Here is a 26,324-nt window from a genome sequence, read left to right as displayed (position 1 = left end):
GAGCACTCAGTGTCCGGCGGGAACGACCTGCATCAACGTGAAATCCATCGGCAGCGCGAAGGTTTCCCGCAGCGCGAGACCGCCGGCCGCGAACAGCTCGCCGTAGTGCGCGCGGGTGCGTTCCCGGCCGCCCACATTGCAGAGCATGTGCACGTCCCAGGCGGGAGCCAGCGACGGGGTGTTGCCGTCGGGCAGCAGGCGTTCGACCACGTAGAGCCGGGCGTGGGCGGGCATCGCCGCGGCGCAGGTGGCCAGGATCTGCCGGCAGCGGTCGTCGTCCCAGTCGTGCAGCACCCGGGACAGCAGATAGAGGTCGCCGCCGCCGGGGACCTCGCGCGTGAAGTCGCCGGGGATCAGCTCGCAGCGCTCGAGGCAGTCCGCTCGCTCCAGCGCGGCCCGGGCGGTCACCAGGGTCGAGGCCCGCTCGAACAGGACACCGCGCAGCCGCGGTTCCGCGGTCAGCACGCACGACAGCAAGGCGCCGTTGCCGCCGGCCACGTCCACCACGGTGCGCACGCCGGTGAGATCGATCAGGTCCGCCACCTGGCCGAAGACGCTGGCGCTGGCCGCCATCGCGGCGTCGAAGAGTTCCGCGCTCTCCGGCACGGCGGTGAAGTAGTCGAAATGGTGGCTGCCGAAGTGGTGGTCGAAGCCGGGGCGCCCGGTGCGCACGGCATGCTCGAGATGGGCGAAGGACTGGTAGAACGCGCCACCGTAGAGCAGGGCCAGCGGATGCAGCGACTGCTCGGTCGTCGCGGCCAGCAGCGCACCGCCCTCGGTGAGCGCGAAGCCCTCCCCGCTGGGGCGCACGACGTCCAGATCGGTGAGGTAGCGCAGCAGCCGGTGCAGGCTGTCGCCGTCGGCGCCGGTCGCGGCCGCCAGCTCCGCCACCGGGCAACCCGGCGCGGCCGCCAGCCGGTCCGCGACGCCGAGCGCGGCGGTGACCGCCAGCGCCTGGGTGGCCCACGCGCCGGTGAGCAACCGCAGCAGCCCGGTGCGCGGATCGTGGACGGCGGCCCGGTGCGCGGCCAGCACCTGCGGATGCTCGCCCGCGATGTGCAATTCCAGGCGGCGATAGGGCCGGCCAGGCTCGTCGGTGCGGAAGTACAGCACCGTCAGGTTCTCGTGTCCGTTGTAACCGCCGCCGTCGCTGCGCATTCCGGCCCGCTGGGTGAGCAGCGTGCACAACCCGGCGATCTCGACCTCGTCGTCGGTGCGCACCGCCAGGCCCAGGTGCTGCTCGTGATCGGCCGGCCGCTCGGCCTCGGCGATCGCGGCGAGATCGGAATCCGAGGTCGGCAGGACCACGAACAGTTCGATGTCGCAGTGTTTTCCGTCCGCGCTGGGCACCGCGGCGCGCACGATCCGCACATCCAGCCGGTGCGCGGGGCGGCGATGCCGCAGCGCGAGGCGGCGCCGCACCACCACGCTCGGTGTGGCCGGGCCCGCGACCAGACCGCGTTCCCGCAGCGCTTCGGATAGCTCGGCGAGGTCCGCCGGGAACACCAGGGCCGCCGTGTGGGAGAACTGACAACGCTCGGCGACCGCGTCCCGCTCACCGGCGGTGAGGGTGGGGAGGACGGCGGCCAGCACGCCGGAGGTGTCGTGCGCGCGCACGAACTCCACCGCCGCGTCGATGCGGGCGAGATCGGTCACAGCCAACCGATCCGGAACCGCCATTGAGCGAATCACGCTTGTTCCCTTCTGGATTCAGATGCCGACGTAGTTTTCCGCGAAGTGGTGCCGATGGTGGGCCGAGGTGGTCAGGCTGTGCAGCCGCGCCCGGCGCAGGACACGCTGGTAGGCGGCCTCCGGATCGTCCGGCGCCGGCGGGTGCAGCAGCTCGATCATCCAGTGCGAGAACTCCTGAGCCTGCCGGATCAGGGGCAGGCACTGCTCGGAGTAGGACGCGAGCGCGCTGTCGTCGCCGGTGCGCACGGCCGCGCCGAGCGCCTGGGCCAGAATGCCCGCCTCGGCGATCGCCAGGTTCGCGCCCTTGGCCGCGGACGGGCTGATCGAGGTGGCGGCGTCCCCCGCCAGGAACAGCCGGCCGTACTGGATCGGGTCCAGGATCTCCGAGCGCAGCCGCACCAGGCTGCGCTCGAAGATCGGCCCGCGGGTGGGCGGGCCGTACCGATCGGCGTCCAGCCTGCGGTCGAGCTCGTCCCAGATCCGTTGCGCGTCCCACTCGTCCACGTCGGTGCGCGGATCGCACTGCAGGTAGTAGCGGGTGACGTCCGGGGTGCGCGGCATCTGCCCGGCGAACCCGGCGGCGTGCACGCCGTAGACGACGCTGTCGGTGTTCGACGGCGCGCGGGCCAGCAGGGCGAGCCAGGTGATGCCGTGATCGCGGATCGCGGGCCGGACCGGCAGTGCACCGCGGGCGATGCCGCGCGCGCCGTCGCATCCGGCGACATACCTTGCCGTGCACCGCTGTTCGCGCCCGTTCGCGGCCCGGACGCGCACCCAGGGGCGGGGACCATCCAGGTCGCCGATCGCCGATACCTCGGTGTCGAAACGGATCTGCCCGCCGCGGCGCTCCAGTTCGGCGATCAGGTCGGTGACCAGCAGTTGCTGGGGGTAGACGGTGTGCACGTCGCCGGTGCCGAGTTCGCTGTAGCACAGCTCCAATCGGCCTGCCGCGCTGCGGAATTCGCAGCGGTCGTGGGTCTTGCCCTGTCGCGCCAGGCCGTGGTCCAGCCCGTGCGCCCGCAGCAGTGCGACGCTGCGCGGACTCAGGAACCCGGCCCGTGCCCGCTGCTGCACGTGCGCGCGACTGCGGCGTTCCAGCACCACGCACTCCACGCCCGCGGCGCACAGCAGATTGGCCAGGACCAGGCCCGCGGGACCGGCCCCGAGCACGAGAACCGCACTGTCGGAAATGTTTGCTGGCTCAGGCACCGGCTCAACCTAGAGCACCCGGGACCTACTCGAACGCAACACAAATCGGCGTGTTTTGCTCGCGGTGCGCATTGTCTGGTTTGACCAATTTTCAGTTAGCTGAGAATTGTCTACAGCACTATTCGGACGCTTCGGCGACCGCACCGCGCGCGAATGAGTCAAGGCGGATGGACTTTGCTTGCCGCACCGCACTTTGCGAGGCAAAGTGGAGGTATGAACTCTGCATCACAAAGCTACCCGGATTCCGCGAACGCGCGGAAGCTGCTCGGCGACATGGAAACCTTGGCCCGGCACGGCTGGAAGTTGGCCGCCCCCATGTGGTTACCGCTGTTGTGCGTGGCGGTGACGGTGCTCGCGTCGGTGCCCGCCGCGCTGCTGCTCGACGCGCACAACGGCGCGGGCTGGTACTGGGTCGTCGCCGCGCCGCTGAGCGCGGTGCTGTGCGGGTGGTACTTCGCCCGGCGGCCGGCGCAAGTTCCGGCCGGGCGCGGCGTCGCCGCCCTGCTGACCGGGGTGGCCATGGTGGCCGCCACGACGGTGGCCGGAGGGCTGTACCGGGGCGAATGGGCGATGGTCGCGCCGTGGCTGGCGGTCGCCGCCGGGCTGGGCGCGCTGGCCGTGGCATTGCGCTCGTGGGCGACCGCCGCGGTCGCGCTCAGCACCGTCGCGGTGTCGGTGGCCGTCGCCCTCGCCGAACCCGCCGACGGCTACGCCTGGCTCGCGCTGGTCGTCGGCCTCACGGCCGCGCTGGCCGCGGCGGTGGAACTGGTGCGGGCCGAATCCGGCGTCGCTCGATGACCGAGCCGCACCCGGCCGTGAACCTGGACGACACTGTGCACCAGCGCATCCGGCTCGGCATCCTGGCGCTGCTCAGCTCCGGTGTCGCCCTGGAGTTCGGCAGTCTGCGCGAGCAACTGCACCTCACCGACGGCAACCTCAACCGCCACCTCAAAGTCCTCGAGGACGCCGCCCTCGTCGCCGCCCGGCGCACCACCGGCCGGGGCCGCCCCAAGACCTGGATCACGATCACCGACCCCGGCCGCGTCGCCTTCGGCGCCGAACTGACCGCCCTGCGCGCCATCATCGCCACCGCCGAACACCCCTGAGCCGCCACGCGCCGGAGATATCCCGACCAAACCCTCCCGGCCGCGGAACCGAAACGTTAATGGTGCCGGTCGAGCCAGCGGGCCCGCGCCGGTCCCGGAGCGTCGAGGGCTCGGGGACGCGGGTCCGCCCTGTGTGCCCAGGGCGGACCCGTCCGCGAGCCGGGCGGAGATTCGACCAAACCTGCGCGGTGATCGTCCCGAACGCCTTGTGGCGCTCCTCGCAGCGCTGGAAAAGGGCAACGTCGCCCCTCGGTGCGGTCGCGGCCCGGATTCCGGTCCGGGCAAGTGGCCGCACCAGCCCAAGCTTCGAGTCCGACGGCAGTTCCCGGATCGCCCGGCGTACGCGCGATCCGACGCGGACACGTGGCGATCACTCGTAGGAGAAGATCATGCACACAGTTCCTGTCATTCGCCGGAGTGCGGCCGCGGTGTTCGCGGCCGCCCCGATCACCGCCGCACTGTGGCTGGGCACGCCGCAGGCCGCGGCCGCCGACACCGCCTGCCCGGCGCCCGGCGCCACCACCAGCTCGGTCTCGGCCGCCGGCGCGCAGTGCTCGGCCACCAGTTCGGGCGGCGCGGCCGCGGCGGCCTACGGGCTCGGCGGCGCCGCGAGCGCCAACGCCGGACCGACCAGCCTCTCGCTGGCCATCGCGCAGAACGGCGGCAGCGCCACCTCGAATTCGGCCGCGCTGTCGGCTCCGGCGGCCATCGCGGTCGGTCCGGGCGCCACCGTGAACGTCGCGGGCGTTCGCCCCGGACTGGCCATCGGCATCGCGGGCCCCGGCGCGCAGGTCACGGTGACCGGCACCGGCGTGCCGACCTGTAGCGGCGGTGCCGGCTTCGCCGGTGACCTGCAGACGCTGCAGGGCTGCGTGTCGCTGCGCTGAGCGCTATCGGCGATGGTGGCTGTCCACGGCCACCATCGCCGATTCGCCCGGACTGCTCGACGACCGGCGCGGCGTAGTGCCGCGCGCCCGGAGTTCCGTCTCCGTGAACGACTGCTAGCGCACGACTCGCACGGTGTCGCGAGCGGTGACCGGCTGCTGAAATTCGGTGAACAGGCAGGCCACCAGTTCGCCGCGGCTGGTGACGCCGACTTTGTCGAAGACCGCCTTCACATGGTCGCGGACCGTGTGTGCGGACAGGTGCAGCGTGGCGGCGATCTCGGCGGTCGGCAGCCCGCGAGCGATGAGGTCGACGACCTCGATCTCGCGCGGCGTCAGCTCGTAGGCGGCGGTGAGCAAACCGGCGATCTCCGAGGGTTTGGCGGGTTCGATGATCAGGGCGGTCGAGCTCGCGCCGCCCTCGGCGGCCCGCAGGCACGAGGCGTGGCAGATCAGCCAGCGGCCCGTCCCGGTGCGAATCCGGATCCGGGCGCTGCCGCCGGTGAGCCGAGCGCGCCCCGCGGTGCTGAGAATCCAGACCGGCAGGGGCAGCGCGAGGCCGAGCGCCGTGGTGGTGGACGGGCCGGGCGGCATCTGCGCGAGCAGGGACCGCGCTTCGTCGTTGAGTGACACCAGGTTTCCCGCGTCGTCGAAGAGCAGCATGCCCGGCGCCGCGGTGGTGTCCCGCGGCATGGGCGCGCTCGACGGCCGGGCGAAAGACCGCAGGCGGTGCGCCAGCGGCGCGGACAATGCCGTGACGTGCGCGATGTCGGCGGCGTCGAAGTCCGCGCGCCCGCGCTCCCGGAACAGGCTGAGCTGCCCCCAGGACTGGCCGTCGACGCGGAAGACGGCGCGGAGTTCATCCGCGAAACCGCGGGGCCGCATGAAGGTTCGGTAGAGCGGGCTGCACGCGGGGTCGCCGCCGGTCACGGCGCGCAGCCCCACGACCGGAACCGGGGCCTGCGCGAGATCGCGGAACCGGTTGACGGACTCGCCGAACAGCTCCGCTTCCCAATAGGTCCCGCAGCCGCCCTCGTGCAGGTTCTCCACCCGCACCGGTGCGGTGGTCAGTCCGTTGATCGGGTCGGTAGCGGCCCACACCGCGGCGTCGAAGCTCGAAAGACCGCGCAGGCGCGCGGAAGTCGCCGCGAACAGGGTGTGCGCGTCCGGTGCGCCGGCGATGTCGGTCAGCAGCGCGTCGAGCCTGTGGTGCGTGGTCATGGCGGTGATCCTGCTGGAAATCGCGCACCTCGGCCATCCCTCATCTGAGGGAGAACCTGTGCGGCCACCACCGAATTCCCCGCATTCGAGGGATGGAGCCCGAAGCCCACGCGGATGACGCTGGTGACCGCACCGGACGGGTGCTCGAAAGGAGCTGTGGGATGCGGATCGGAATCATCGGGGCCGGAGCGGCCGGAGTCGGACTGCTCGACGCGCTGGCCGGGTCCGGCGGAAAACCCGGCGCCATCACGATTTTCGACGGCTCGCCCGCCCTCTGGCGCGGCCGCCCCTATCAGCCGGACGGCGAAGCGGTCCGGGTGAACGCGCCGCCGATGATCATGTCGATCCGCGCCGGAGACCTGACCCATTACCAGCGGTGGTTGACGGCACGGCCCGACCTCGCGCGGTACCGGGACGAGGCGCTCGGCCAGATACTGGTGCCGCGTGCCCGATACGGTGAGTACCTCGAGGACACCGCCCGCGCCGCGATCGATGAATTGCGCAGGGCCGGTTGGCAGGTCGATGTCGTCCCGGACCGCGTCACCGGATTCTCGCGGGACGCCCGCGACGCGGTGCTGCACACCGGTGACGGCCGCCGGCTGCCGGTGGATCGGGCGATTCTGGCAGTCGGAAACGGCCGTCCCCGGGACTATTACGGCCTGACCGGCGCACCCGGATACATCAACGAGCCCTATCCCCTGGCCCGAACCCTCGCCGATATCCCGCCGGAAGCCCATGTCGCGGTGATCGGCAGCGGCCTGACAGCCGTCGACATCGCGGTGAGCTCGGCGGCGCGGGGACACACGGGTCCGATCAGCTTCCTCTCCCGCACCGGCGCACTGCCTTTCGTGCAGCAGCGCCCGGTCCAGCTCGCCTTGCGCCACCTCACCGTCGAGACGATCGGCGCCGACGGCGATCTGTCCTTCGCGCGACTGGCCGACCTGATGCGGGCCGAACTCGCCGACCTCGGCGAGGATTTCGACGCGTTCGCCGCCGGGATCACGGCCCCCGAGCCACCGATCGACCGGCTACGCCGCCAGCTCACCGAGGTCGACTCCCCGCTGCGCGGCGCTCGACTGCTCACCATGGCGATCCGGGTGGCCGGTCCGGCCGCCTGGCCGCTGCTCCGGCAAGCCGATCGAACCATGCTGCGCGCGAAGCACTTTCGCACGATCAACGGCCTCAGCTCCCCGATGGTCCCGCACAACGCGACGATCCTGCTGCGCCTGCTGGATTCGGGCCGGCTGCGGCTGCGACCGGGAGTCACCAAGATCGAGGCGCGCGGTGCGGGTGGCTTCACCGTCACCGATGGGACCGACTGGACGGCCGACTTCGTCGTCAACGCCGTCAACCCGCCCGCCTACGCCGTACCGGCCGAAACCGAACCACTGATCAGCGCACTGCTGGCCACCGGCAGCGCCGAAATCCAGCCCGGTGGCGGCCTCTCGACCGACCGCGTCACCCGCGCCCTCCTGGTACGCGGCCGCCCGGATCCGACCTGGCGGGTGCTGGGCAACCTGGCCGCCGACTCGATGTTCATCGCCACCAATCCGCCCGGCCTCGCCGCCGAGGCACAGCGCCTGGCGCACAGCCTGATCTCGACCAGGGCGTGAACGGCGACCGAGCGAATCGCCGCCGCGGGCACCGGTGTGCTCGGCGGCGTCCGCTCACGAGGCCGACTCCCCGGCCGGGACGACGACGATGTCGCGGCCGAGCACCTGCGGTGAGCCCGAACAAGGTCCGGAACGCATCGCTGAAATGACCGGCCGAAGCGAAGCCCGCGGCGACGGCGGCGCGGGTGAGGTCGGCGCCCTCGCCCGGTCGCTCCGCGGAGATCGTCACACTCGGTGCTGCTCGTGCGCTTCCGAAAACCTGTTACGGCTCGCGGTGCCGGTCGAGGATGTCGCGCGCGGCGCGGATCAAGCTTGCGTTGTCCGCGGCGGGCGACCGGTCGGGCAGGTGGAGCACATCCTCGAGACCGATCCGGGTGTCCAGACCCCGCGCGGCGGCCATACCGAGGACTACCCAAGCCGCGTACTCCTCACCGTGCAGGAGAATAGGCAGCCCGCTTCCCACCTCGAGGGTGTCCAGCAGTGCCTTCGCGGTCCGCCCGGCCGTGTGCGGATCGGTGTCGGTGACTTCGGCCAAGACGCGCAGAACCTCGTCGGCCCGCGGCCAGGCGAAGAAGCGCTGGGCGGCGCCGGTGCCGGAGTAGATTCCGGCCTCGATCCCGATTCCCCTGTCCAGCAAGGCTTCCGCGACGGCCGCGGCACCATCCTCGTGCCAGTTCACCGAAGCGTGATCAGGCAGCACGGTCCACGAACGCACGGAGGCGACCCGCTGCTCGACGTCCACGGCGCTCCAGGCGCCGGTGGTCACACCGACGGGGACCTCCGGCACCGCCGCACGCACGGCCGTGACCGCCGCCGCGACGTAACCGGGCTCCATGGTGTCCCGCCCCGCGGCATCCCTGGGGTGCAGATGGATGTCTTCGGCCCCGGCGCGCACCGCCGCCCGGGCAGCCGCCGCCAACTCGGCCGGAGTCACCGGGGCAGCGCGGGATTCGGCGCGAGTCCGAGCACCGTTCAGGCAGACCTGGAGCATGCATCCGAGTCTCACACAGGGTGACGGTGCCGCTGGGCGTGCGCGTCGGACGCCGTTTCGGTGGGATAACGATCGTTCGCACCACCGGGCCCGCGAATGGCGGGTCTAGCGGCGGCTACGCGGCTCATAGCCACGGCTGTCGGCACAGCACCTCGGTGGCGCGGTGGCGAATGCTCAGCAATCATGGCCGAGGACGCATCCACCACCGGTCGATCCTTCCGAAGGGAGCACTACTCGTGACCCAGCTACCCCCTCCCCCGAAGCCCTTTCTCGAGCCCGCCGCCCAGGAACTCGCGGACGCGACCGCCCCGCACCCCAGGATCTACGAGGTCCCCCCGGAACAGGGCCGCGACATCCTGGCCGGGCTGCAGACCGGTGCGGGTGTGGACAAGCCCGAGATCGACGAAGAATGGGTCACCGTCGAAGGCGGGCCGACCGGCTCCACCCGGGCGCGCATAATCCGCCCTGCGGGCCTGACCGGTGCACTGCCGGTCATCTTCTTCATCCACGGCGCGGGCTGGGTCTTCGGTGACGAGAACACCCACGACCGGCTGGTGCGCGAACTCGCGGTCGGCGCCCAGGCCGCGGTCGTCTTCCCCGTCTACGACCGTGCGCCGGAGTCGAAATACCCCAACGCCATCGAACAGAACTGGACGGTGGGCAAGTGGGTCGCCGACCGCGGGGCCGAGCACGACCTCGACGCCTCGCGCATGGCGGTCTGCGGCGACTCGGTCGGCGGCAACATGTCGGCGGTTTTCGCGCTGATGGCCAAGGACCGCGGCGGGATCAACCTCTCGGCGCAGGTACTGCTCTATCCGGTCACCGACGCCGACTTCGACACCCCCTCCTACCTCCAGTTCGCCGACGGCTACTACCTGACCCGCGAAGGCATGCAGTGGTTCTGGGATCAATACACCACCGACGCGAGTCAGCGCACGGAAATCTATGCCGCGCCACTGCGGGCGAGCGTGGAGGAACTGCGCGGCCTGCCGACCACCTTGGTGATCACCGACGAAGCCGACGTGCTGCGCGACGAGGGTGAGGCCTACGCGGCCAAGCTGCGCGAGGCCGGTGTCGAGGTGACCGCGGTCCGGGTGCTGGGCATGGTCCACGACTTCCTGATGCTCGACAGCCTGCGTGACTGCCACGCGACCAAGGTGGCCCGCAATCTGGCGATAGAGGCGCTGGCGGAGGCCCTGCACGGGTCCAACGCCCGCGCCACCATCCCGCACTGGTTCCACACGAACCCGGAACTGCCCGCGAAGGTCTGAGTCGTAAGCCGAACGATCTCCCCGCCTACGACGATCGTATCCCGCCGTCGATGGGCCGGTTTCGGCGCGGGCCGGCCCATCGAGCCGATGCCGGCACCTGGATCGCAATCCGCTCACCCAGCAGCGCGAACACGCTGTTCGCGCGCATCTGCTACAGCAAAACCGGTGACCGCGCCACCGCGACCTGGCTCTTCCGCCGAGCAGCCGACCTCATCGGCAACACGGTCGAACAACGGTATCTACGCGCGAAAGCCGATCACCCCGAATGACTTCTGAACACTGAGGCAATACACGGACTCCGAGCGCAAGTAAGTGGGCTACCACTGTGGATTGCTGCCGGGTCGCCGTATTTCTATGGCTACGGTACGAACGCGCCAGGGCGACCAGCCAACCTCTGATCCTTTAACGATTCATCACCGAATGCGTAATATCTCACCAGTAGCTATCGGATTGCTGAATGATGGGTGAGGCGCCGGCCCGAGTCCGCTCGGGCGCGACCTCGCCGCAGTCGATGCCACCGTAACGGGAGCAACCGATGACGACCACCGAGAGCAAGCCGGTCCGCACGATGCCGCTGCTGACGCTTTCCGCGATGGTCGTCGGTTCCATGGTCGGCGCCGGGGTGTTTTCGCTGCCGCGTAATTTCGGCCAGGCCACCGGCAGTCTCGGAGCGCTGATCGCCTGGGCGATCGCCGGTACCGGCATGCTCATGCTGGCCTTCGTCTTCCAGAACCTGGCGATTCGCAAACCCGATCTCGACGCCGGTGTCTACGCCTACGCCAAGGCCGGATTCGGCGAGTACCCGGGCTTCTTTTCGGCCTTCGGCTACTGGGCCAGCGCGTGCGTGGGCAACGTGTCGTACTGGGTGCTGATCAAATCCACGCTCGGGCAGGTGTTCCCGATTTTCGGCGAGGGCAACAGCGTTCCGGCGGTCCTGCTCTCGACGGTGTTCATCTGGGTCTTCCACTTCCTGGTGCTGCACGGGGTGCAGGAGGCGGCCGCGATCAACCGAATCGTGACGATCGCGAAGATTGTGCCGATCCTGTTCTTCCTGGTGGTGCTGCTGTTCTACTTCGACCCGAGGGTGTTCGCGGACAACTTCTGGGGTGGCGAACAAGGCGCGGATCCGCTGTTCGAGCAGATCCGCGCCACCATGCTGATCACCGTGTTCGTCTTTCTCGGCATCGAGGGCGCCAGCGTCTACTCGCGCTACGCGCGCCGCCGCGAAGACGTCGGCCGCGCGACGGTGCTGGGGTTTCTGTGCGTGCTCGCCGTGTTCGCCTCGGTGACCATGGTCTCCTACGGAATCCTGCCGCGCCGGGAACTGGCCGTGCTGCAACAACCGTCGATGTCGCCGGTGTTCGAGTCCGCGGTGGGCCCATGGGGCGCGTGGTTCATCAGCATCGGGCTGATCGTCTCGGTCCTGGGCGCGTACCTGGCCTGGACGCTGATGGCCGCGGAGGTGCTCTTCGTCGCCGCCCAAGACGACGATATGCCGTCATTCCTCGCCCGGATAAACGCCCGCAAGGTCCCCGTGGTTGCGGTGACGTTGACGACGGCGCTGATTCAGTTGGTCCTGCTGACCACCCTGTTCTCCGACGACGCGTTCACCTTCACGCTGAAACTGTGCAGCGCGCTCTCCCTGGTGCCCTACCTGCTCGCTGCCGGGTACGCGCTGAAACTGGCAGTCACCCGGGAGACCTACACCGAACTGCGCCCGCGCGACCGCAACCGGGAACTGCTGGTGGCCGCGGTCGCGACCGCGTACACCGCCTTCATGCTCGTGGCCGCCGGACTCGAGTTCGTGCTGCTGTCCTTTGTCGTCTACGCCCCGGGCACCGTGCTGTTCCTGATCTCGCGCCGGGAGCGGGGCCGGCGCTATTTTTCCCGCCGGGAGGCGGTGCTCTTCGCCGTTTCCGTTTTCGGCGCCGTCGCCGGAGTCGTGGGCTTGGCCACCGGGTCGATCACTATCTGAGGAAGGCGATCATGACTGTGAACGCACCGTCGGCGTCCTACGGGGTGCACTCCGAGGTGGGCACGTTACGCAAGGTACTGGTCTGCTCGCCGGGCCTGGCGCACGAGCGGCTCACGCCGAGCAATTGCGACGATCTGCTCTTCGACGACGTGCTGTGGGTCCAGAACGCGATCCGCGACCATTTCGACTTCGTCGCCAAGTTGCGTGAACGCGGCGTGGAGGTGGTCGAACTGCACAATCTGCTGAGCGAGACATTCGCGGTGCCGGGTGCGCGCGAATGGCTGCTAGATCGCACCATCGTCGCCGATCAGGTTGGTCTCGGGCTCATCGGCGAAACCCGTTCCTACCTGGACTCGCTCGACCATCGTGCGCTGGCGGTCCAGTACATCGGCGGCCTGGCGACCGTGGACCTGCCGGGTGATCTGAGGACGGGATACCGGGCGCTGGCCCACGGCCAGGCGGGGGTGCGCGAATACCTGCTGCCCCCGCTGCCCAACACCCTCTACACCCGCGACACCACTTGCTGGATCTACGGCGGGGTCACCCTCAACCCGCTGTACTGGCCCGCGCGCCATGACGAAACCTTGCTGATGAAGGCGATCTACACTTTCCACCCTGACTTCACCGGCGCGCGGATCTGGTGGGGCGAACCCGAAAGGGATTGGGGCATGGCGACATTAGAGGGCGGCGACGTGATGCCGATCGGCAACGGCGCGGTCCTGATCGGGATGAGTGAACGTACTTCGCGCCAAGCTATCGACCAGGTGGCGCGGGAGCTGTTCGAAGCCGGGGCCGCCGAGCGCGTCGTGGTGGCGGGTATGCCGAAACTGCGCTCGGCCATGCATCTGGACACCGTCTTCACCTTCGCCGACCACGATCTGGTCACCATCTTCCCCGATATCGTCGATGGCATCCGCCCGTTCTCCCTGCGCCCGGCCGACGGCGATCCCGGCCTCGAGGTCACCGCCGAGTCCAAGCCGTTCCTCGACGTAGTCGCCGACGCCCTCGGGCTCGACACGCTGCGTGTGGTGGAAACCGGAGGCGGGTACTACGCCAACGAACGCCAGCAGTGGGACTCCGGCAACAACCTCGTCGCGGCCGCGCCCGGCGTCGTGTTCGCCTACGACCGCAACACCCACACCAACACCGAATTGCGCCGTCAAGGCGTCGAAGTCGTCACCATTGTCGGTGCCGAACTCGGCCGAGGGCGCGGCGGCGGCCACTGCATGACCTGCCCCCTGCGCCGCGACCCCGTGGACTATTAGCTGCCCGGCTCACCCGTTGCCTCGGACTCCGGCACATCGGCCCCGGCGGGCGGCGACCTCACCATCGCGACCCGGCTCTTCCGCCGAGCAGCCGACCTCACCGGCAGCACGGTCGAACAACGGTATCTACGCGCGAAAGCCGACGACCCCGAGTGACGCTCGGTAAGTCGGTCGCACGAATCTGAAACATAGGCAGTTCAAAAACTGTACAGTGCCAGCAGTCACTTTCACTGCAAGGAGCACCACTTGATGAAATCTCGCCTCGGACACCGAGTTCCGCGAGCCACCCTGGCCGCTGTCGCGATCACCGCGGCCGCGCTGTCCGCAGCGGGGACCGCGAGTGCGGCGCCCGCCTCCGTCGCCCCCATCGCGGGTTCCGGTTCGAGTTCCGGCTCGGACAACGTGGGTGGCACCGGCTCCAGCGCCAGCCAGCTGATCAACGCCGCCTTCTGCACCCTCACCGGCGGCAAATGGATTCCGGTGCTGGATATCTGCGTCAAGTAGCGGGCTCCACGGCCCCCGATCGCCGCACGGCCGGGGGCGGTGGCGTCCCTCGGATGACGAGGCGTACCCCGCGTGCTGGCACGATGGACCACCATGAACATCATGTTGTTCCACTCCGCGTGCGGGCTGCGGCCCGCGGTGCGGGATGCCGCGCAGCGGTTGCGGGCCGCGGGGCACGAGGTGCATGTGCCGGATCTGTACGACGGGCGTGTGGCCGAGAGCGTCGAGGACGGGATGGCGATCCGGGACGAGATCGGGCAGGACGAGTTGCTGCGGCGGGCGGTGGTGGCGGCCGCGCCGTACTCCGAGCAAGGGCTGGTCTACGCCGGGTTCTCGCTGGGCGCGTTCTTCGCGGGCAGCCTCGGGCTGGCGGACGTGAAGGCGCGGGGGCTGCTGCTGGTGCACGGGACTTCCGATGTGCCCGAGGATGTTTCGGTCGACGGGCTGCCCACGCAACTGCACGTGGCCGACCCGGACATGTACGAACCCGACGACTGGCTCAACAGCTGGTACCTAGATATGCAGCGCGCCGGAGCCGACGTCGAGGTGTATCGCTACCGCGGGGCCGGGCATCTCTACACCGACCCCGGGCTGGCGGACTGGGACGCCGAGGCCGCCGAGCGCACCTGGCAGCTGGCGCTCGGCTTCCTCGACGACCTGGAACGGAGTTAGAGGACCGTGAGCCCGTGCGGGCGGTTGTTCATCGACTCGCAACCGTCCGCGGTGACCACCACGATGTCCTCGATGCGAGCGCCCCACTCCCCGCGGAAGTAGATGCCGGGCTCGACGCTGAAGGCCATCCCCTCCTGCAACGGCAACCGGTTGCCCGCCACGATGTAGGGCTCCTCGTGCACCGACAGCCCGATGCCGTGGCCCGTGCGGTGCACGAAAGCCGCACCGAAACCCGCCTCCACCAGCACATCACGCGCCGCCGCGTCCACCGCCTCGGCCGTCACGCCCGGCCGCACCGCCGCCACCGCGGCCGCCTGGGCGCGCTCCAGGGCGGCGAACTTCGCCGCGATCTCCGGGCTCGGATCGCCGAGGCTGTAGGTGCGGGTGGAATCGGAGTAGTAACCGGGCTCGACCGGGCCACCGATATCGATAACCACGATGTCCCCGGGCTCGATCCGCCGGTCGGAGACGTGATGATGCGGATCCGCCCCGTGCGGGCCGCTGCCCACGATGACGAACGCCGCCTCGGTGTGCCCCTCCTCGACGATCGCCGCCGTGATGTCGGCGCCCACCTCGGCCTCGGTGCGACCGGCGACGAGGAACTCCCCCATCCGGGCGTGCACCCGATCGATGGCGGCGCCCGCGCGGCGCAGCGCGTCGATCTCGGCCTCGCCCTTGACCATTCGCAGATCGCGCAGCACCGGCGTCGCCGACACCGGCAGGCCGCTGGTGGAGCGCGCGAGCGGGATCAGATGCAGCGCCGGCATCGCGTCGGCGACCGCGATGCGCGAGCCGGCGTGCAGCGTCGACTGCACCAGTTCGTAGGGGTCGACGCCGTCGACCCAATCCAGCACCCGCAAACCGAGCTCGCCCGCGGCCGATCCGGCCAGCGAGGCCAGCTCCAGCTTCGGGATGACCACGGCCGGGGTGGCCTTGTCGGAGGTGATGATCAGGCAGGTCAGCCGCTCGAAGGACTCCGCGTCCGACCCGATCAGGTACTGGAGATCCGGGCCGGGGGTGATCAGCAGGGCGTCCAGCGACGCCGCCCGCATCAACTCGACCGCCCGTTCCAACCGGTCCCGGTAAACATCCGCCGCGAACCTGGACTTCGTCTGCGAACTCATAGCCTTCGACCGTACTCGCCGCCGCGGGCGGCCACCAGCAAGACGGTCTTCACTGCACCGAAGCGCAGTCGCTACCTCCCAGCGCTCGTCCCGGCGGGGCCCGGAATGTTTCCATGGGTGCATGGAAAGACACTCTGGGGCGAGCGGGCCGCGGGTTCCGATCCACGATGTCCTGCGGGGTCTCGAAATCCATCCGCTGGAGCCGGGCGACACCGCCATCGAGGCGTTCGTGCTGGTCAAGCTCATCGACGCGCAGGGCAACGCCAGCTGGGCGTTCCGCACCACCAATCGGCTCAACCGGGAGGAACTGCTGGGCGCGCTCACCGTGCAGGTGGACATCCTGCGCAAGGAATTGCGGGATCTCTGGGGCTGAACCCGGCGGGCACGCCCGCAAACCGCGAGGCTGTCGGAGCGGGCGGGTAACCTCAGCGCCGTGACTTCTACCGGTGGCCCCCTGTTGCTGCTCGACGGCGCCAGTCTGTGGTTCCGTGCCTTCTACGCGATCCCGGACAAGATCACCGCCCCGGACGGCCGCTCGGTGAACGCCCTGCGCGGATTCACCGACATGGTGGCCTCGCTGGTCACCAAGCACTCCCCCAGCCGGCTGGTGGTCTGCCTCGATCTGAACTGGCGGCCGCAGTTCCGCGTCGATCTGGTGCCCTCCTACAAAGCGCACCGCCTCGACACCGCGCTGGACGCCGAAGTCGGCGCCGAAGAGGTCCCCGACCTGCTGACACCCCAGGTCGAGATGATCCTCGAGGTGCTCGAGGCCGCGGGCATCGCCACCGGCGGGGCCGACGGCCTGGAAGCCGACGACGTGCTCGGCACCCTCGCCACCCGGGAGACCACCGACGAGGTCGTCGTCGTCAGCGGTGACCGCGATCTGCTGCAACTCGTGCGCGACGAAGCCCCGCCGATCCGCGTCCTCTACGCGGGCCGCGGCCTGGCCAAGGCCGAATTGTTCGGTCCCGCCGAGGTTTCCGCGAAATACGGGGTGCCGCTGCGCAACGCGGGCCCCGCCTACGCCGACATGGCCACCCTGCGCGGCGATGCCTCCGACGGCCTGCCGGGCGTCACCGGCATCGGCGACAAATCCGCCGCCACCCTGATCTCCCGCTTCGGCACCCTCGAGGCCCTGGTCGCCGCCGTCGACGATCCGTCCGCCGATCTCGCCGCCGGCATCCGCGCCAAACTCCGTGCCGCCGAAGCCTATTTGAAGGCGGCCGCGCCGGTCGTGCGGGTCGTGCGCGACGCCAAGGTCCACCTGTCGCGGCCCGACGTCCTGCCCGCCGGCCCGGCCGATCCGGACCGCCTGCTGGAGCTGGCCGTCGCCTACAACGCCGAAAGCCCGGTCAAGCGCCTGATCGCCGCGCTCACGCCCCGCTGAAGCGTAGTCGCCGAGCAGATTTCGCCATACAAGCCCAGCGGCCACCGCGCGAAGTCCCCGCGCGAAGTCCCCCAACGCGCCGGTAGCCCGCGCCGGAACGCGGGCTACCCGGTCACGCGCGATCAGCTGGGGCGGCCGACCTCGTAGGTGCCGTCATCCTTGGTGATCTTGACGTTGACCTTCTTGGCCTCACCGCTGACCTTGAGGTTGCATTCGAAGGTCGCGTCGACCTTCACTTCTTGACCGGAGGGGCAGGCGACCTCGGTGACATCGGAGATGCCATAGGAATCGGTGAGGACCTTCTTGACGCCGTCCTGCACGGCGGTCTGGTCCAGTTTGTCCTTGGCGGTGAGTAGCAGTACACCGGTGACGATCACGGCTAGCAACACCACGCCACCGAGCGCCAGGCCGATGATCAGGCCCTTGCCCTTCTTCTTCGGCGCCTGCTGCTGCGGCATCGGCTGACCGGGCTGGCCCCACTGGCCCTGCTGCTGCCCCCACTGCTGCTGGCCCTGCTGGCCCCAATCCTGCTGCGGCTGCTGGCCCCACTGCTGCTGTTGCTGACCGCCGGTGTGCGGCTGCCACTGCTGCTGACCGCCGGTCTGGCCCCACTGCGGCTGCGCCTGGCCCGGGGTCTGGCCCCACTGCTGCTGTTGCGGAGGCGGCGTCTGATCACCCCAGTGCTGGGTGGGCTGCGCCTGACCGGGCTGCTGCTGACCACCCCAGTGCTGGGTCGGGCCGGCTTGGCCGGGATTCTGATCGGCTCCCCAGTGCTGGGTGGGATCGTTGCGCCCCTCCCCGGGATCGTTCGGTCCAAACGGGCCGCTCATCTTGCCTCCACTCGCATCGTTATACCTACGGTAGCCCCCCGCGCGAGGTTCGTCGCCAAGCGACTACTCCACGGTCGGTACGCGAAAGAAATCAAATCACAATCGAATCCACCGTGTCCGACGCCGCGCGCGTTACCAGTTTCGCACCCGTCACGCGGCGTCCACCGCGACCACTCCGCGCCGGATGGCCCGCACCGCCTTGGCCGCGGTGCCCGCCACCTCGACATCGTCGGCGGTGTTGTGGATCTGATCGAGCAGGTCGATCACCTGCCGGCACCAGCGCACGAAATCGCCCGCCGACAGCGCGCTGCCCTGATCGCCGCTGGCCAGCAGCGACTCCGCCAGCCCGTCGCCGCGCGCCCACTTGTAGACGCCGTTGACGAAACCCAGATCGGGTTCCCGGGTGGGCGCGAGCTTGTGCCGCGCCTCGTCGCCGCGCAGCTTGCTCCACTCGGTGACCGTCGCGCCCACCGCGCGCCGGATCGGTTCGGTCGGGCCGGTGGCGCCGAGGAATCCGCCCTCGGCACGCGATTCGTACACCAGCGTCGACACCACCGCGGCCAGCTCGGCCGGGCCGAGGCCGCGCCAGAGCCCCTGCCGCAGGCATTCGGCCACCAGCAGATCGGTTTCGGCGTAGATCCGGGCGAGGCGGCGGCCGTCGGCGGTGACCTCACCCTCCTGCACGAAACCGCGCTCCTGCAGCAGCCCGACGATCCGGTCGAAGGTGCGCGCCAGCGAATTCGTTGTGGCCGCGACCTTTTGCCGCATGGTCTCGGTCTCCCGGGCCACCCGGTTGTAGCGTTCGCCGATCCGGCTCATCTGCTCCCGGTCGGCCCGGGCGTGCGCCGGATGCGCACGCAGGCTGCGGCGCAGCGTGTCCAGTTCGCGGTCGTCGGCGGCGCTGCCGCCACGCTTGTCGCGCCGCCGCCGCGGCGCCTCGATTCCGGTGCTGCGCAACGCCGAAGCCAGATCGCGGCGGGTGCTGGCCGTGCGGTGATCCACCCGGCGCGGCAGGCGCATATGGCCCAGCGCCTCGGCGGGTTGCGGGAAATCGGCGACCGAGACCCGGCCCGCCCATTTGTCCTCGGTGAGCACCAGCGGACGCGGATCACCCGGCGTCGCATCGGGTTCCAGGATCACCGCCAGACCCTGACGACGACCGGACGGGATCGCCACCACGTCACCGCGGCGCAACCGGACCAGCGCGTTCACCGCCGCGCCCCGGCGATCGGAACGCTTCTGCTGCTCCAGCGACCGCTCCCGCTGCTTGATCCGCTCGCGCAGCGAGATGTATTCCAGGAAGCCGCCTTCCTCGCCGCCGAGCTGGCCGCGCAGCTTGCTCAGCTGCCCCTCGTTGCGCTCGATCCCGCGCACCAGCCCGACCACCGAGCGGTCGGCCTGGAACTGCGCGAACGACCGCTCCAGCAGCGCGCGGGCCTCGTCGGCGCCCATGCGATCGATCAGGTTGATCGACATGTTGTAGCCGGGCTTGAACGAGCTGCGCAGCGGATAGGTGCGGGTGGAAGCCAGGCCGGCGACCGTGCTGGTGTCGACCTCGGGCTGCCACAGCACCACCGCGTGACCCTCGATATCGATGCCGCGGCGACCGGCGCGACCGGTGAGCTGGGTGTACTCGCCGGGGGTGAGTTCGGCGTGCGATTCGCCGTTGTACTTGACCAGGCGCTCCAGCACCACGGTGCGGGCGGGCATGTTGATGCCCAGAGCCAGTGTCTCCGTGGCGAAGACGGCCCGGACCAGGCCGCGCACGAACAGCTCCTCGACGGTGTGCCGGAACGCGGGCAGCATCCCGGCGTGGTGCGCGGCCAGGCCCCGGTGCAGCGCCGTGCGCCACTCCCAGTAGCCGAGCACCTCGAGATCGCCCTTGGGCAGATCGCCGGTGTGCTTCTCGATGATCGCGTCGACCTCGTCGATGTCCTCGGGCCGGGACAGATCCAGCCGCGAGCGCAGGCACTGCGCCAGCGCGCCATCGCACCCGGCGCGGCTGAAGATGAAGGTGATCGCGGGCAGCAGGCCCTCTTCGTCGAGCTTGGCCAGCACCTCCGGGCGCGGCAGCGGCCGGAAATCGCGGCGCGGACCGCCACCCCGGTGCCGCGGCGTCCAGCCGTTCATCCGGTCGGCGGACTCGCGCTGGCGGATGTAGCGCACCAGATCCTCGTCCACCAGGACCTTCTGGTCGCTGGAGCTGGAATCGAACAGATCGAACATGCGCCGCCCGACCATCACGTGCTGCCACAGCGGCACCGGGCGGGTCTCGTCCACCACGACGGAGGTGTTGCCGCGCACCGTCTCCATCCACGCGCCGAACTCCTCGGCGTTGCTGACCGTCGCCGACAGGCTGACCAGCCGCACGTCGGCGGGCAGGTGCAGGATCACTTCCTCCCAGACCGCGCCGCGGAACCGGTCGGCCAGGTAGTGCACCTCGTCCATCACCACATACGACAGGCCGCGCAGCGCGTCGGAGGACGCGTAGAGCATGTTGCGCAGCACCTCGGTGGTCATCACGACCACCGGCGCGTCCGGATTGATCGACTGGTCACCGGTGAGCAACCCCACACTGTCGCGGCCGTAGCGCTCGGTGAGATCAGCGAACTTCTGGTTCGACAGCGCCTTGATCGGCGTTGTGTAGAAGCACTTTCCGCCCGAGGCGAGTGCGAGATGCACCGCGAACTCGCCGACGACCGTCTTGCCCGCGCCCGTCGGCGCGCAGACGAGCACGCCGTGCCCCTCCTCCAGGGCGGCGCAGGCCTGACGCTGGAACGGGTCCAGGGCGAAGCTGAGTTCGGCGGAGAACTTGGCCAGCTCGCCCCCCGGCCCGTGCTCGGAAGTGCGGAGCACCGCAGGATCGGGGGTGCGGGGGTGTTCCCCGGAAAACTCCGCTGACCGGTGATCTGTCACATTTCAGAGCGTATCGGAGTAGTCCGACACTGGTCGCGTGGATTTTCCGGCGGGTTCGGAGATCGACTCCGGATTCGCGATCGGCGCGGGCTCATCGATTCCCGCGGTCTGGTCGTCGGCCACGGCCTCGGCGGCCTTGCGGGCGCGGCGGCGATCGTTGATCCGGGCGAACTGCACCGCGAACTCGAACAGCACCGTCAGCGCGAGCGCGAGCGCGAGCATCGAGAACGGGTCCTGCGGCGTCACGATCGCCGCGAAGACGAACAGGCCGAAGATGATCCCGCGCCGCCACGCCTTGAGGCGCGCGTAGGTGAGCACGCCGATCAGGTTGAGTCCGATGATGACCAGCGGCGTCTCGAAGCTGACTCCGAAAATGATCAGCAACTGGATGATGAAGCCGAAATACTGCGAACCGCTCAGCGCGGTGATCTGGACGTTGTCACCGATGGTGAGCAGGAAGTCCAGGGCATGGGCCACAACGACATACGCGAGCACCGCGCCGGTCGCGAACAGCACGCTGCCGGAGGTGACGAAGCCGACCGCGTACCTGCGCTCGTGCGAGTGCAGGCCCGGCGTGATGAACGCCCACAGCTGGTAGAGCCAGATCGGCGCGGCCAGCACGACGCCGGCGGTGAAGCCGACCTTCAACCGGAGCATGAACTGCTCGAACGGGCCGGTCGCGAGCAGGCGGCAGGCGCCGTCGGGCGTCAGCGCGGCGCGGGCCGAATCCGGCAGCGAACAGTAGGGGCCGCGCAGCAGCTCACCGAGGCTCTCCACGCCGAAGAACGAATGCGAGTACCACAGGAATCCGAGGATCGTGGTGAGCATCACGGCCGCGAGCGAGAGCAGCAGCCGGGTCCGCAATTCCTGCAGGTGTTCGACCAACGACATGGTGCCGTCGGGATTTGTCCGGCGCTTGCTGTAGCGGGGATCGAACGGGATGCGCATAGGTGAGGTAGGCCCCTGTGTCTGAACAGCACGGAACCGGGTGAGCGGAACTCACCCGGGGTGAAGCATCCGGCTCTACAGCGACTTCGACTCGGGCTGCGCCTGCGGCTGCGCGGCCGGGGTGGCCGGCTGCGCGGGCGGCAGCTGCTGCGGGGCGGGCTGCTGCGCGGGCGCCGAGGAGTTGCCCTCGTTCTGCATCTGGCTGACTTCACTCTTGAAGATGCGCAGCGAACGGCCCAGACCACGCGCGGCGTCGGGCAACCGCTTCGCGCCGAACAACAGCACTACGACAACGAGAATGATCACCCAGTGGGACACACTGAGACCACCCATGATTTACCTCCGAAGACTGTGGTGCCTCTGATGCTACCGGACCAGGGGCCGCCGATTCGTCCGCCCCACCGGGCGAACACCCCGGTAAATCGGCGTTTGCCAGACGTTCACCGAGGCCCGGAGGCCGCCGCCGCGCTCAGCTGCTCGAGCAGTTCCGCGCCGGTCCAGGTGCGCCGGTCGCCCTGCTCGGCGGCCACGATCAGCTCGATGAGCCGCTGGTTCACCGGCGTCGGCAGGCCGACCATCGCGCCCAGGCCGACGATCTCGCCGCACAGCCAGGAGATCTCGGTCTTGCGGCCGAGCGCCAGATCATCGGCCATCGAGGAGCGCGCCACCGGATCGATGGCCAGCACCTTCGCCGCGACCCGGCCGAACAGACCGTCGGGCACGGTCAGCAGCCGGGTCATCAGCGCCGGCGGCAGCGGGGTGAGCCGGGCGGGCTGGATCCGGGCCCGGCGCATCGCGGCCAGCGCCTCGCGCTGGGCCAGCGCCAGGCAGCGGCGGTAGTCGCGCTCGGCGAGCTCCTCGCGCAGCGGCCGCCCGGACAGCGCGTTGATCGGATTGTTCAGGTTGAGCAGCAGCTTCGCCCACTGCACCGGCAGCAGTTCGGCGTAGCGCCGCCAGCCCAATCCGGAGCGGGCGAACAGCTCGCGGAAATCCGCGAGCGCCGGATCGTCCTGGATCGCGATGTCACCCTCGGTGCCGCGATGGAACCGGCCCGGCGGGTGCCGCACCACGTTGAACATGACCATCCCCGCCAGCACCACGCAGGTCGGCAGGATCTCGCGGATGACGGCGTCGTTGCCGATGCCGTTCTGCAGGCTCAGCACCACCGTGCCCGGCCGGATCTTGCCGGCCAGCCCGCGCACCGCCTCGGCGGTCGCCGCGGATTTCACCGCGACCAGCACCAGATCCGCGGACCCGGCCTCGTCCGGTTCGGTGGCCACCTCGAACCGGTCGCTGCCCACGGTGACCTCGCCGCCGTCCAGGTCGGTGAGCCGCAATCCGTGGGCGGCGATGTCGTCGAGCACCCGCGGCCGGCCCACGAAGGTGACCTCGGCGCCCGCCGCGGCCAGCTTGCCGCCGACGAACCCGCCGATGCTGCCCGCGCCCAGGACCAGCACGCGGTGCGGTAATCGGTCGTGCCCCATCAGGACCCCGCCTCGTCGAAGCCGGCGGCGGCGTAGGCGGCCAGCGCGGCGTTGGATCGTTCCCGCACGGCCGCGACGAGTTCCGGAGGCCCGAGCACGCTCACGCCGGCGCCGAAACCGAGCAGCAGCCGGGCCATCCAGTCCAGGGTGGCGAAGCGCATCGTCGCCTCCAAGCTCCCGTCCGGATGCACCGCCATCCGGTGCATCGGGTACTGGTCGAGTACCCAGCCGTAGTCGGACCGAACGAGCAGGCGCGCCAGCGGAACCGCGGGATCGTCCTGGAAGAGGTCGAGCGCCGCCGCCTCGGCGGTCGCGTGGCTGGGCGGGCGGGCGGGTTCGTCGAGTTCGGTGGCCGCCTCGATCCGATCGAAGCGGAACAGCCGCACGCCCTCGGCCTGCCGGCACCAGCCCTGCAGGTAGCTGTTGTTGTCGACGAGCACGATCCGGATCGGGTCGACGACGCGTTCGGCGACCTCGTCGCGACTGGCCGAGTAGTAGACGATCCGCACGGCGCGCTTGTCGGCCAGGGCCGTGCGCACGGTCGCGACGGCGGGGGCCTCCGCGCGCAGCGCGGGGGCGGGCACGATGCGGCCGCCGGTGATCGCCGCCTCGATCTTGGCGATCGCGGCGTGCGCGGCGGTCGGATCGACCATGCCGGGCATGTCCACGATCGAGCGCAGCGCCACCAGCAGCGCCGTCGCCTCGGTCGAGGTCAGCCGCAGCGGGCGATCGATGCCCGCCGAGAAGGTGACCTCGATGCTCTCCTCGGAGAACGACAGGTCGATCAGATCGCCCGGGCCGTAGCCGGGCAGACCGCACATCCACAGCTGATTCAGATCGCTCATCAGCTGCTTGGTCGTGACGCCGAGATCGGCGGCGGCGTCGGCCGCGCTGATGCCGGGATTGGCGATGAAGTACGGGATCATGTTCAGCAGCCGTGAAAGCCGCACGGACAGACGGGAATTCGTACTCACGAGAGCGCGACCTCCGTGCGGTCGAACACCGAGCGCAGCCGGGCAACCACATCCGCGCGCAGATCCTCGGGCGCGAGCACCAGCGCGTCCGGGCCCAGGCCGGTGATCAGGCGGGCCAGCCAGTCGCGCGACCGGATCGGCACCTGAACCACCATGCCGGCGCGCTCGCCGATGACGCGCTCCTCCAGCACCTGGCCCAGCCGCCGGATCTCCTGACCGCGGCCGTCGGCCACCCACACCGTCGCCGAGCCGCTGACCGGCGCGTTGCCGGTGACGCGGTCGACGATGTCGCGCAGATCCACCTCGTCCGGCTTGCGGACGGTGTTGGGCGGGCCGTACGGCGTCACCTCGTCGCCGATGCGGGACAGCCGGAAGCTGCGGACGTCGTCGCGGTCCCGGTCGTGGCCGACCAGATACCAGCGGCCGTGCCGGGTGACCACGCCCCACGGCTCCACGTCGCGCATCAGGTACGGCGCGTTCACCGCGCCGCGATGCTCGAACCGCACCGCCTGCCCGGCATCGATGGCCGCGAGCAGCTTGCCCAGCACCGGTTCCGAGCCGCGGGTGCGCGCGGGCACGGCGGGCGCGGTCACCGCGACGTCGGCCTCGACGTGGATACCGGCCGCGCGCAGCTTCAGCAGCGCGCCCTCGGCGGCTGCTGCCAGCTCCGGGGACTCCCACATCTGCACCGCGACCGCGACCGCCGCCGCTTCCTCGTCGCTGAGGTCGATATCGGGCAGCTCGTAGGCGTCCCGGTTGATCCGGTACCCCTCGAGGCTCGAATACCGGCCAACCGGTCCGACTTCCAGCGGAATGCCCAGGTCACGCAGTTCGTTCTTGTCGCGCTCGAACATTCGGCTGAACGCCTCGTCGCTCGCGGACTCCTCGTACCCCGCGACGCTGTCCCGGATCCGCTCCGCGGTCAAGAACTGCCGGGTCGACAACAGCGCGATGACCAGATTCATCAGCCGCTCGACCTTGGATATCGCCACCCGGTAGAGCGTAATAGCCCCGGGGCGCGGCACGCGCGGCGGCGCACTGATCCCGCATGATGGAGCCATGATCGTCGCCTTCTCCGTCACCCCGCTCGGCACCGGTGTCGATGTCGGGCACGCCGTCGCCGAAGCCGTCCGGGTCGTCCGCGCCAGCGGGCTGCCGAATCACACCGACGCCATGTTCACCACGCTCGAGGGCGAGTGGGAGGCGGTGATGGCCGTGGTCAAGCAGGCCAGCGAGGCGGTGCTCGCCGTCGCGCCGCGGTGCAGCCTGGTGCTCAAAGCCGATATCCGGCCGGGGGTCACCGACGCGATGACCGCCAAGGTCGCGACGGTCGAGCGCTACCTCGCCGACGGGTAATCGCCCCCGGGCCTGGCGGTTTGCCCCTCCGACGCCGGGTATCCGGTAAGTGGATGGGAGGCGATGATGCAACGGCCTCGAGTGATTACCCACAATGTCGTCTCGGTGGACGGAAGACTGGCGGTCTCGCCGCGCACCCTGCTCATGCTCGACGATCGCTGGCCCGCGAACGGGGACGGCTACCTTGACATCCTGCGCCGGCATCAGCCGCAGGTGCTGCTGGAAGGCAGCGGCTCCCTGGTCACCGACGATCAGCCGCCCGCGCCGCTGCCCGCCACCGAACTGCCCAGCCAGGTCCTGGGCCGCGATTTCCTGCCCGCCGAGGTGCGCGCCAGAGCGAGCGCGGGCTGGTTCGTGGTGCCCGACAGCCGCGGGCGCGTGCGCTGGACCCACAAGGAGTTCCCGGGCCCGGAAATGGCGGGCTGGCATCTGCTGGTGCTGGTGGCCGTGGCCACCCCGCTGCGCTATCTGGCCTATCTGCGGCGCGAGCAGATTCCCTACCTGGTGGTCGGCCGCCGTCACGTCGACCTGACGGCGGCTCTGAAGGTGCTGCGCGCCCGGTTCGCCGTGGACACAGTGGTCGCGACCGGCGGCGCCCGGCTCGGTGGCGCGCTGCTGCGCGCCGGACTGATCGACGAGATCGAAACCGAGGTCGTCCCGATCGCCGTCGGGGGCACCCGCACCCCGATGATGTTCACCGCCCCCGACCTGGAACGCAGCACCCGCCCGACCCGAATGCGCTGCCTCGGAGTCGAATCCAGACCGCACGGCCGCGTCCTGCTGCGTTACGCCGTGGACAACGAACCCGCGCCCACGCCGAAACGCTCCGGCCACCAGTTGGCGGCGGGCGATCATCCTCGGACCTGATCCAGGGCTCGCGGGAATTCGTCGCCGCCGGTAGA

Annotated in this window: 25 protein-coding genes; 13 read left to right on the top strand and 12 right to left on the bottom strand. The window is 70.0% G+C overall.

Features of this window, described 5'->3' with window-relative positions; translation table 11 throughout:
• Window positions 1–6: 6 nt before the first annotated feature.
• Window positions 7–1,656: a methyltransferase gene (locus tag AB0I43_RS24485; protein ID WP_357432649.1), complete on the bottom strand. Its 1,650-nt coding sequence runs from the start codon at window positions 1,654–1,656 to the stop codon at window positions 7–9.
• Between the two features lie 54 nt (window positions 1,657–1,710).
• Entirely contained in the window at window positions 1,711–2,901 is a 1,191-nt protein-coding gene (locus AB0I43_RS24480; RefSeq protein WP_357432648.1) for a 4-hydroxybenzoate 3-monooxygenase, read from the bottom strand.
• Between the two features lie 213 nt (window positions 2,902–3,114).
• Here AB0I43_RS24480 and AB0I43_RS24475 point away from each other — a divergent pair, with 213 nt between their 5' ends.
• The 3 genes from AB0I43_RS24475 (at window position 3,115) to AB0I43_RS24465 (ending at window position 4,894) form a co-directional block, all read left to right on the top strand.
• Window positions 3,115–3,699, top strand: coding sequence for a hypothetical protein (locus AB0I43_RS24475; RefSeq protein ID WP_356974443.1), 585 nt, complete (start codon window positions 3,115–3,117; stop codon window positions 3,697–3,699).
• Entirely contained in the window at window positions 3,696–4,007 is a 312-nt protein-coding gene (locus AB0I43_RS24470; RefSeq protein ID WP_356974444.1) for a transcriptional regulator, read from the top strand. The genes AB0I43_RS24475 and AB0I43_RS24470 overlap by 4 nt, the downstream gene beginning before the upstream one ends.
• 389 nt (window positions 4,008–4,396) lie before the next feature.
• On the top strand, window positions 4,397–4,894 hold the full coding sequence (locus AB0I43_RS24465) for a DUF6764 family protein (protein WP_357432647.1): 498 nt from the start codon (window positions 4,397–4,399) through the stop codon (window positions 4,892–4,894).
• 114 nt (window positions 4,895–5,008) lie between these two features.
• Here AB0I43_RS24465 and AB0I43_RS24460 read toward each other — a convergent pair whose 3' ends face one another.
• The gene (locus AB0I43_RS24460) at window positions 5,009–6,112 is read right to left on the bottom strand and encodes a helix-turn-helix transcriptional regulator (protein WP_357432646.1); all 1,104 of its coding nucleotides are present in this window, start codon (window positions 6,110–6,112) and stop codon (window positions 5,009–5,011) included.
• Window positions 6,113–6,273: 161 nt separating this feature from the next.
• Between AB0I43_RS24460 and AB0I43_RS24455 the strand changes: the two genes are divergently transcribed.
• On the top strand, window positions 6,274–7,725 hold the full coding sequence (locus AB0I43_RS24455; RefSeq protein WP_356974447.1) for an FAD/NAD(P)-binding protein: 1,452 nt from the start codon (window positions 6,274–6,276) through the stop codon (window positions 7,723–7,725).
• 262 nt (window positions 7,726–7,987) lie between these two features.
• Here the strand turns inward: AB0I43_RS24455 and AB0I43_RS24450 are convergent, their stop codons facing one another.
• On the bottom strand, window positions 7,988–8,716 hold the full coding sequence (locus AB0I43_RS24450; protein ID WP_356974448.1) for a 3-keto-5-aminohexanoate cleavage protein: 729 nt from the start codon (window positions 8,714–8,716) through the stop codon (window positions 7,988–7,990).
• Between the two features lie 236 nt (window positions 8,717–8,952).
• On the opposite strand from AB0I43_RS24450, the gene AB0I43_RS24445 reads away from it, so the two are divergent.
• From AB0I43_RS24445 to AB0I43_RS24425, 5 genes are all read left to right on the top strand, one after another.
• Window positions 8,953–9,987, top strand: coding sequence for an alpha/beta hydrolase (locus AB0I43_RS24445; RefSeq protein ID WP_356974449.1), 1,035 nt, complete (start codon window positions 8,953–8,955; stop codon window positions 9,985–9,987).
• Between the two features lie 535 nt (window positions 9,988–10,522).
• Entirely contained in the window at window positions 10,523–11,962 is a 1,440-nt protein-coding gene (locus AB0I43_RS24440; protein WP_356974450.1) for a basic amino acid/polyamine antiporter, read from the top strand.
• A 17-nt stretch (window positions 11,963–11,979) separates the two neighbouring features.
• Entirely contained in the window at window positions 11,980–13,227 is a 1,248-nt protein-coding gene (locus tag AB0I43_RS24435; RefSeq protein WP_356974572.1) for an arginine deiminase, read from the top strand.
• A gap of 249 nt (window positions 13,228–13,476) precedes the next feature.
• Window positions 13,477–13,731, top strand: coding sequence for a hypothetical protein (locus tag AB0I43_RS24430; protein ID WP_356974451.1), 255 nt, complete (start codon window positions 13,477–13,479; stop codon window positions 13,729–13,731).
• 93 nt (window positions 13,732–13,824) lie between these two features.
• A complete protein-coding gene (locus AB0I43_RS24425; RefSeq protein ID WP_356974452.1) occupies window positions 13,825–14,403 on the top strand; it encodes a dienelactone hydrolase family protein in 579 nt (192 codons plus the stop codon).
• Here AB0I43_RS24425 and AB0I43_RS24420 read toward each other — a convergent pair.
• Window positions 14,400–15,527 (bottom strand): Xaa-Pro peptidase family protein, encoded by a 1,128-nt coding sequence (locus AB0I43_RS24420; protein ID WP_356974453.1) that lies wholly within the window; start codon window positions 15,525–15,527, stop codon window positions 14,400–14,402. The genes AB0I43_RS24425 and AB0I43_RS24420 overlap by 4 nt on opposite strands.
• 121 nt (window positions 15,528–15,648) lie before the next feature.
• On the opposite strand from AB0I43_RS24420, the gene AB0I43_RS24415 reads away from it, so the two are divergent.
• Window positions 15,649–15,900, top strand: a complete 252-nt coding sequence (locus tag AB0I43_RS24415; RefSeq protein ID WP_194813723.1) for a hypothetical protein — start codon at window positions 15,649–15,651, stop codon at window positions 15,898–15,900.
• A 60-nt stretch (window positions 15,901–15,960) separates the two neighbouring features.
• The gene (locus AB0I43_RS24410; protein ID WP_356974454.1) at window positions 15,961–16,914 is read left to right on the top strand and encodes a 5'-3' exonuclease; all 954 of its coding nucleotides are present in this window, start codon (window positions 15,961–15,963) and stop codon (window positions 16,912–16,914) included.
• 122 nt (window positions 16,915–17,036) lie between these two features.
• Here the strand turns inward: AB0I43_RS24410 and AB0I43_RS24405 are convergent, their stop codons facing one another.
• From AB0I43_RS24405 to AB0I43_RS24375, 7 genes are all read right to left on the bottom strand, one after another.
• On the bottom strand, window positions 17,037–17,744 hold the full coding sequence (locus tag AB0I43_RS24405; protein WP_356974455.1) for a DUF4333 domain-containing protein: 708 nt from the start codon (window positions 17,742–17,744) through the stop codon (window positions 17,037–17,039).
• A gap of 150 nt (window positions 17,745–17,894) precedes the next feature.
• Entirely contained in the window at window positions 17,895–20,600 is a 2,706-nt protein-coding gene (locus tag AB0I43_RS24400; RefSeq protein ID WP_356974456.1) for an RNA helicase, read from the bottom strand.
• Window positions 20,601–20,663: 63 nt separating this feature from the next.
• On the bottom strand, window positions 20,664–21,608 hold the full coding sequence (tatC, locus tag AB0I43_RS24395) for a twin-arginine translocase subunit TatC (RefSeq protein WP_356974457.1): 945 nt from the start codon (window positions 21,606–21,608) through the stop codon (window positions 20,664–20,666).
• 75 nt (window positions 21,609–21,683) lie between these two features.
• Window positions 21,684–21,941 (bottom strand): Sec-independent protein translocase subunit TatA, encoded by a 258-nt coding sequence (tatA, locus tag AB0I43_RS24390; RefSeq protein WP_356974458.1) that lies wholly within the window; start codon window positions 21,939–21,941, stop codon window positions 21,684–21,686.
• A 107-nt stretch (window positions 21,942–22,048) separates the two neighbouring features.
• Complete coding sequence (locus AB0I43_RS24385; protein WP_356974459.1) at window positions 22,049–23,092, bottom strand: 2-dehydropantoate 2-reductase; 1,044 nt, start codon at window positions 23,090–23,092, stop codon at window positions 22,049–22,051.
• Complete coding sequence (locus tag AB0I43_RS24380; RefSeq protein ID WP_356974460.1) at window positions 23,092–24,066, bottom strand: YafY family protein; 975 nt, start codon at window positions 24,064–24,066, stop codon at window positions 23,092–23,094. The genes AB0I43_RS24385 and AB0I43_RS24380 overlap by 1 nt, the downstream gene beginning before the upstream one ends.
• A complete protein-coding gene (locus tag AB0I43_RS24375; protein ID WP_356974461.1) occupies window positions 24,063–25,058 on the bottom strand; it encodes a YafY family protein in 996 nt (331 codons plus the stop codon). Before AB0I43_RS24375 ends, AB0I43_RS24380 begins: the two co-directional genes overlap by 4 nt.
• Window positions 25,059–25,125: 67 nt before the next feature.
• Here AB0I43_RS24375 and AB0I43_RS24370 point away from each other — a divergent pair, with 67 nt between their 5' ends.
• On the top strand, window positions 25,126–25,422 hold the full coding sequence (locus AB0I43_RS24370) for an MTH1187 family thiamine-binding protein (RefSeq protein ID WP_357432645.1): 297 nt from the start codon (window positions 25,126–25,128) through the stop codon (window positions 25,420–25,422).
• A gap of 63 nt (window positions 25,423–25,485) precedes the next feature.
• Window positions 25,486–26,289 (top strand): dihydrofolate reductase family protein, encoded by an 804-nt coding sequence (locus AB0I43_RS24365; RefSeq protein ID WP_357432644.1) that lies wholly within the window; start codon window positions 25,486–25,488, stop codon window positions 26,287–26,289.
• The last annotated feature ends 35 nt before the right edge of the window (window positions 26,290–26,324 follow it).

This window comes from Nocardia sp. NPDC050435 (assembly GCF_040655395.1).
Lineage (GTDB): Bacteria > Actinomycetota > Actinomycetes > Mycobacteriales > Mycobacteriaceae > Nocardia.
Note: the sequence above shows the minus strand (reverse complement) of the source record. Positions and strands in the feature narration are given on the sequence as shown.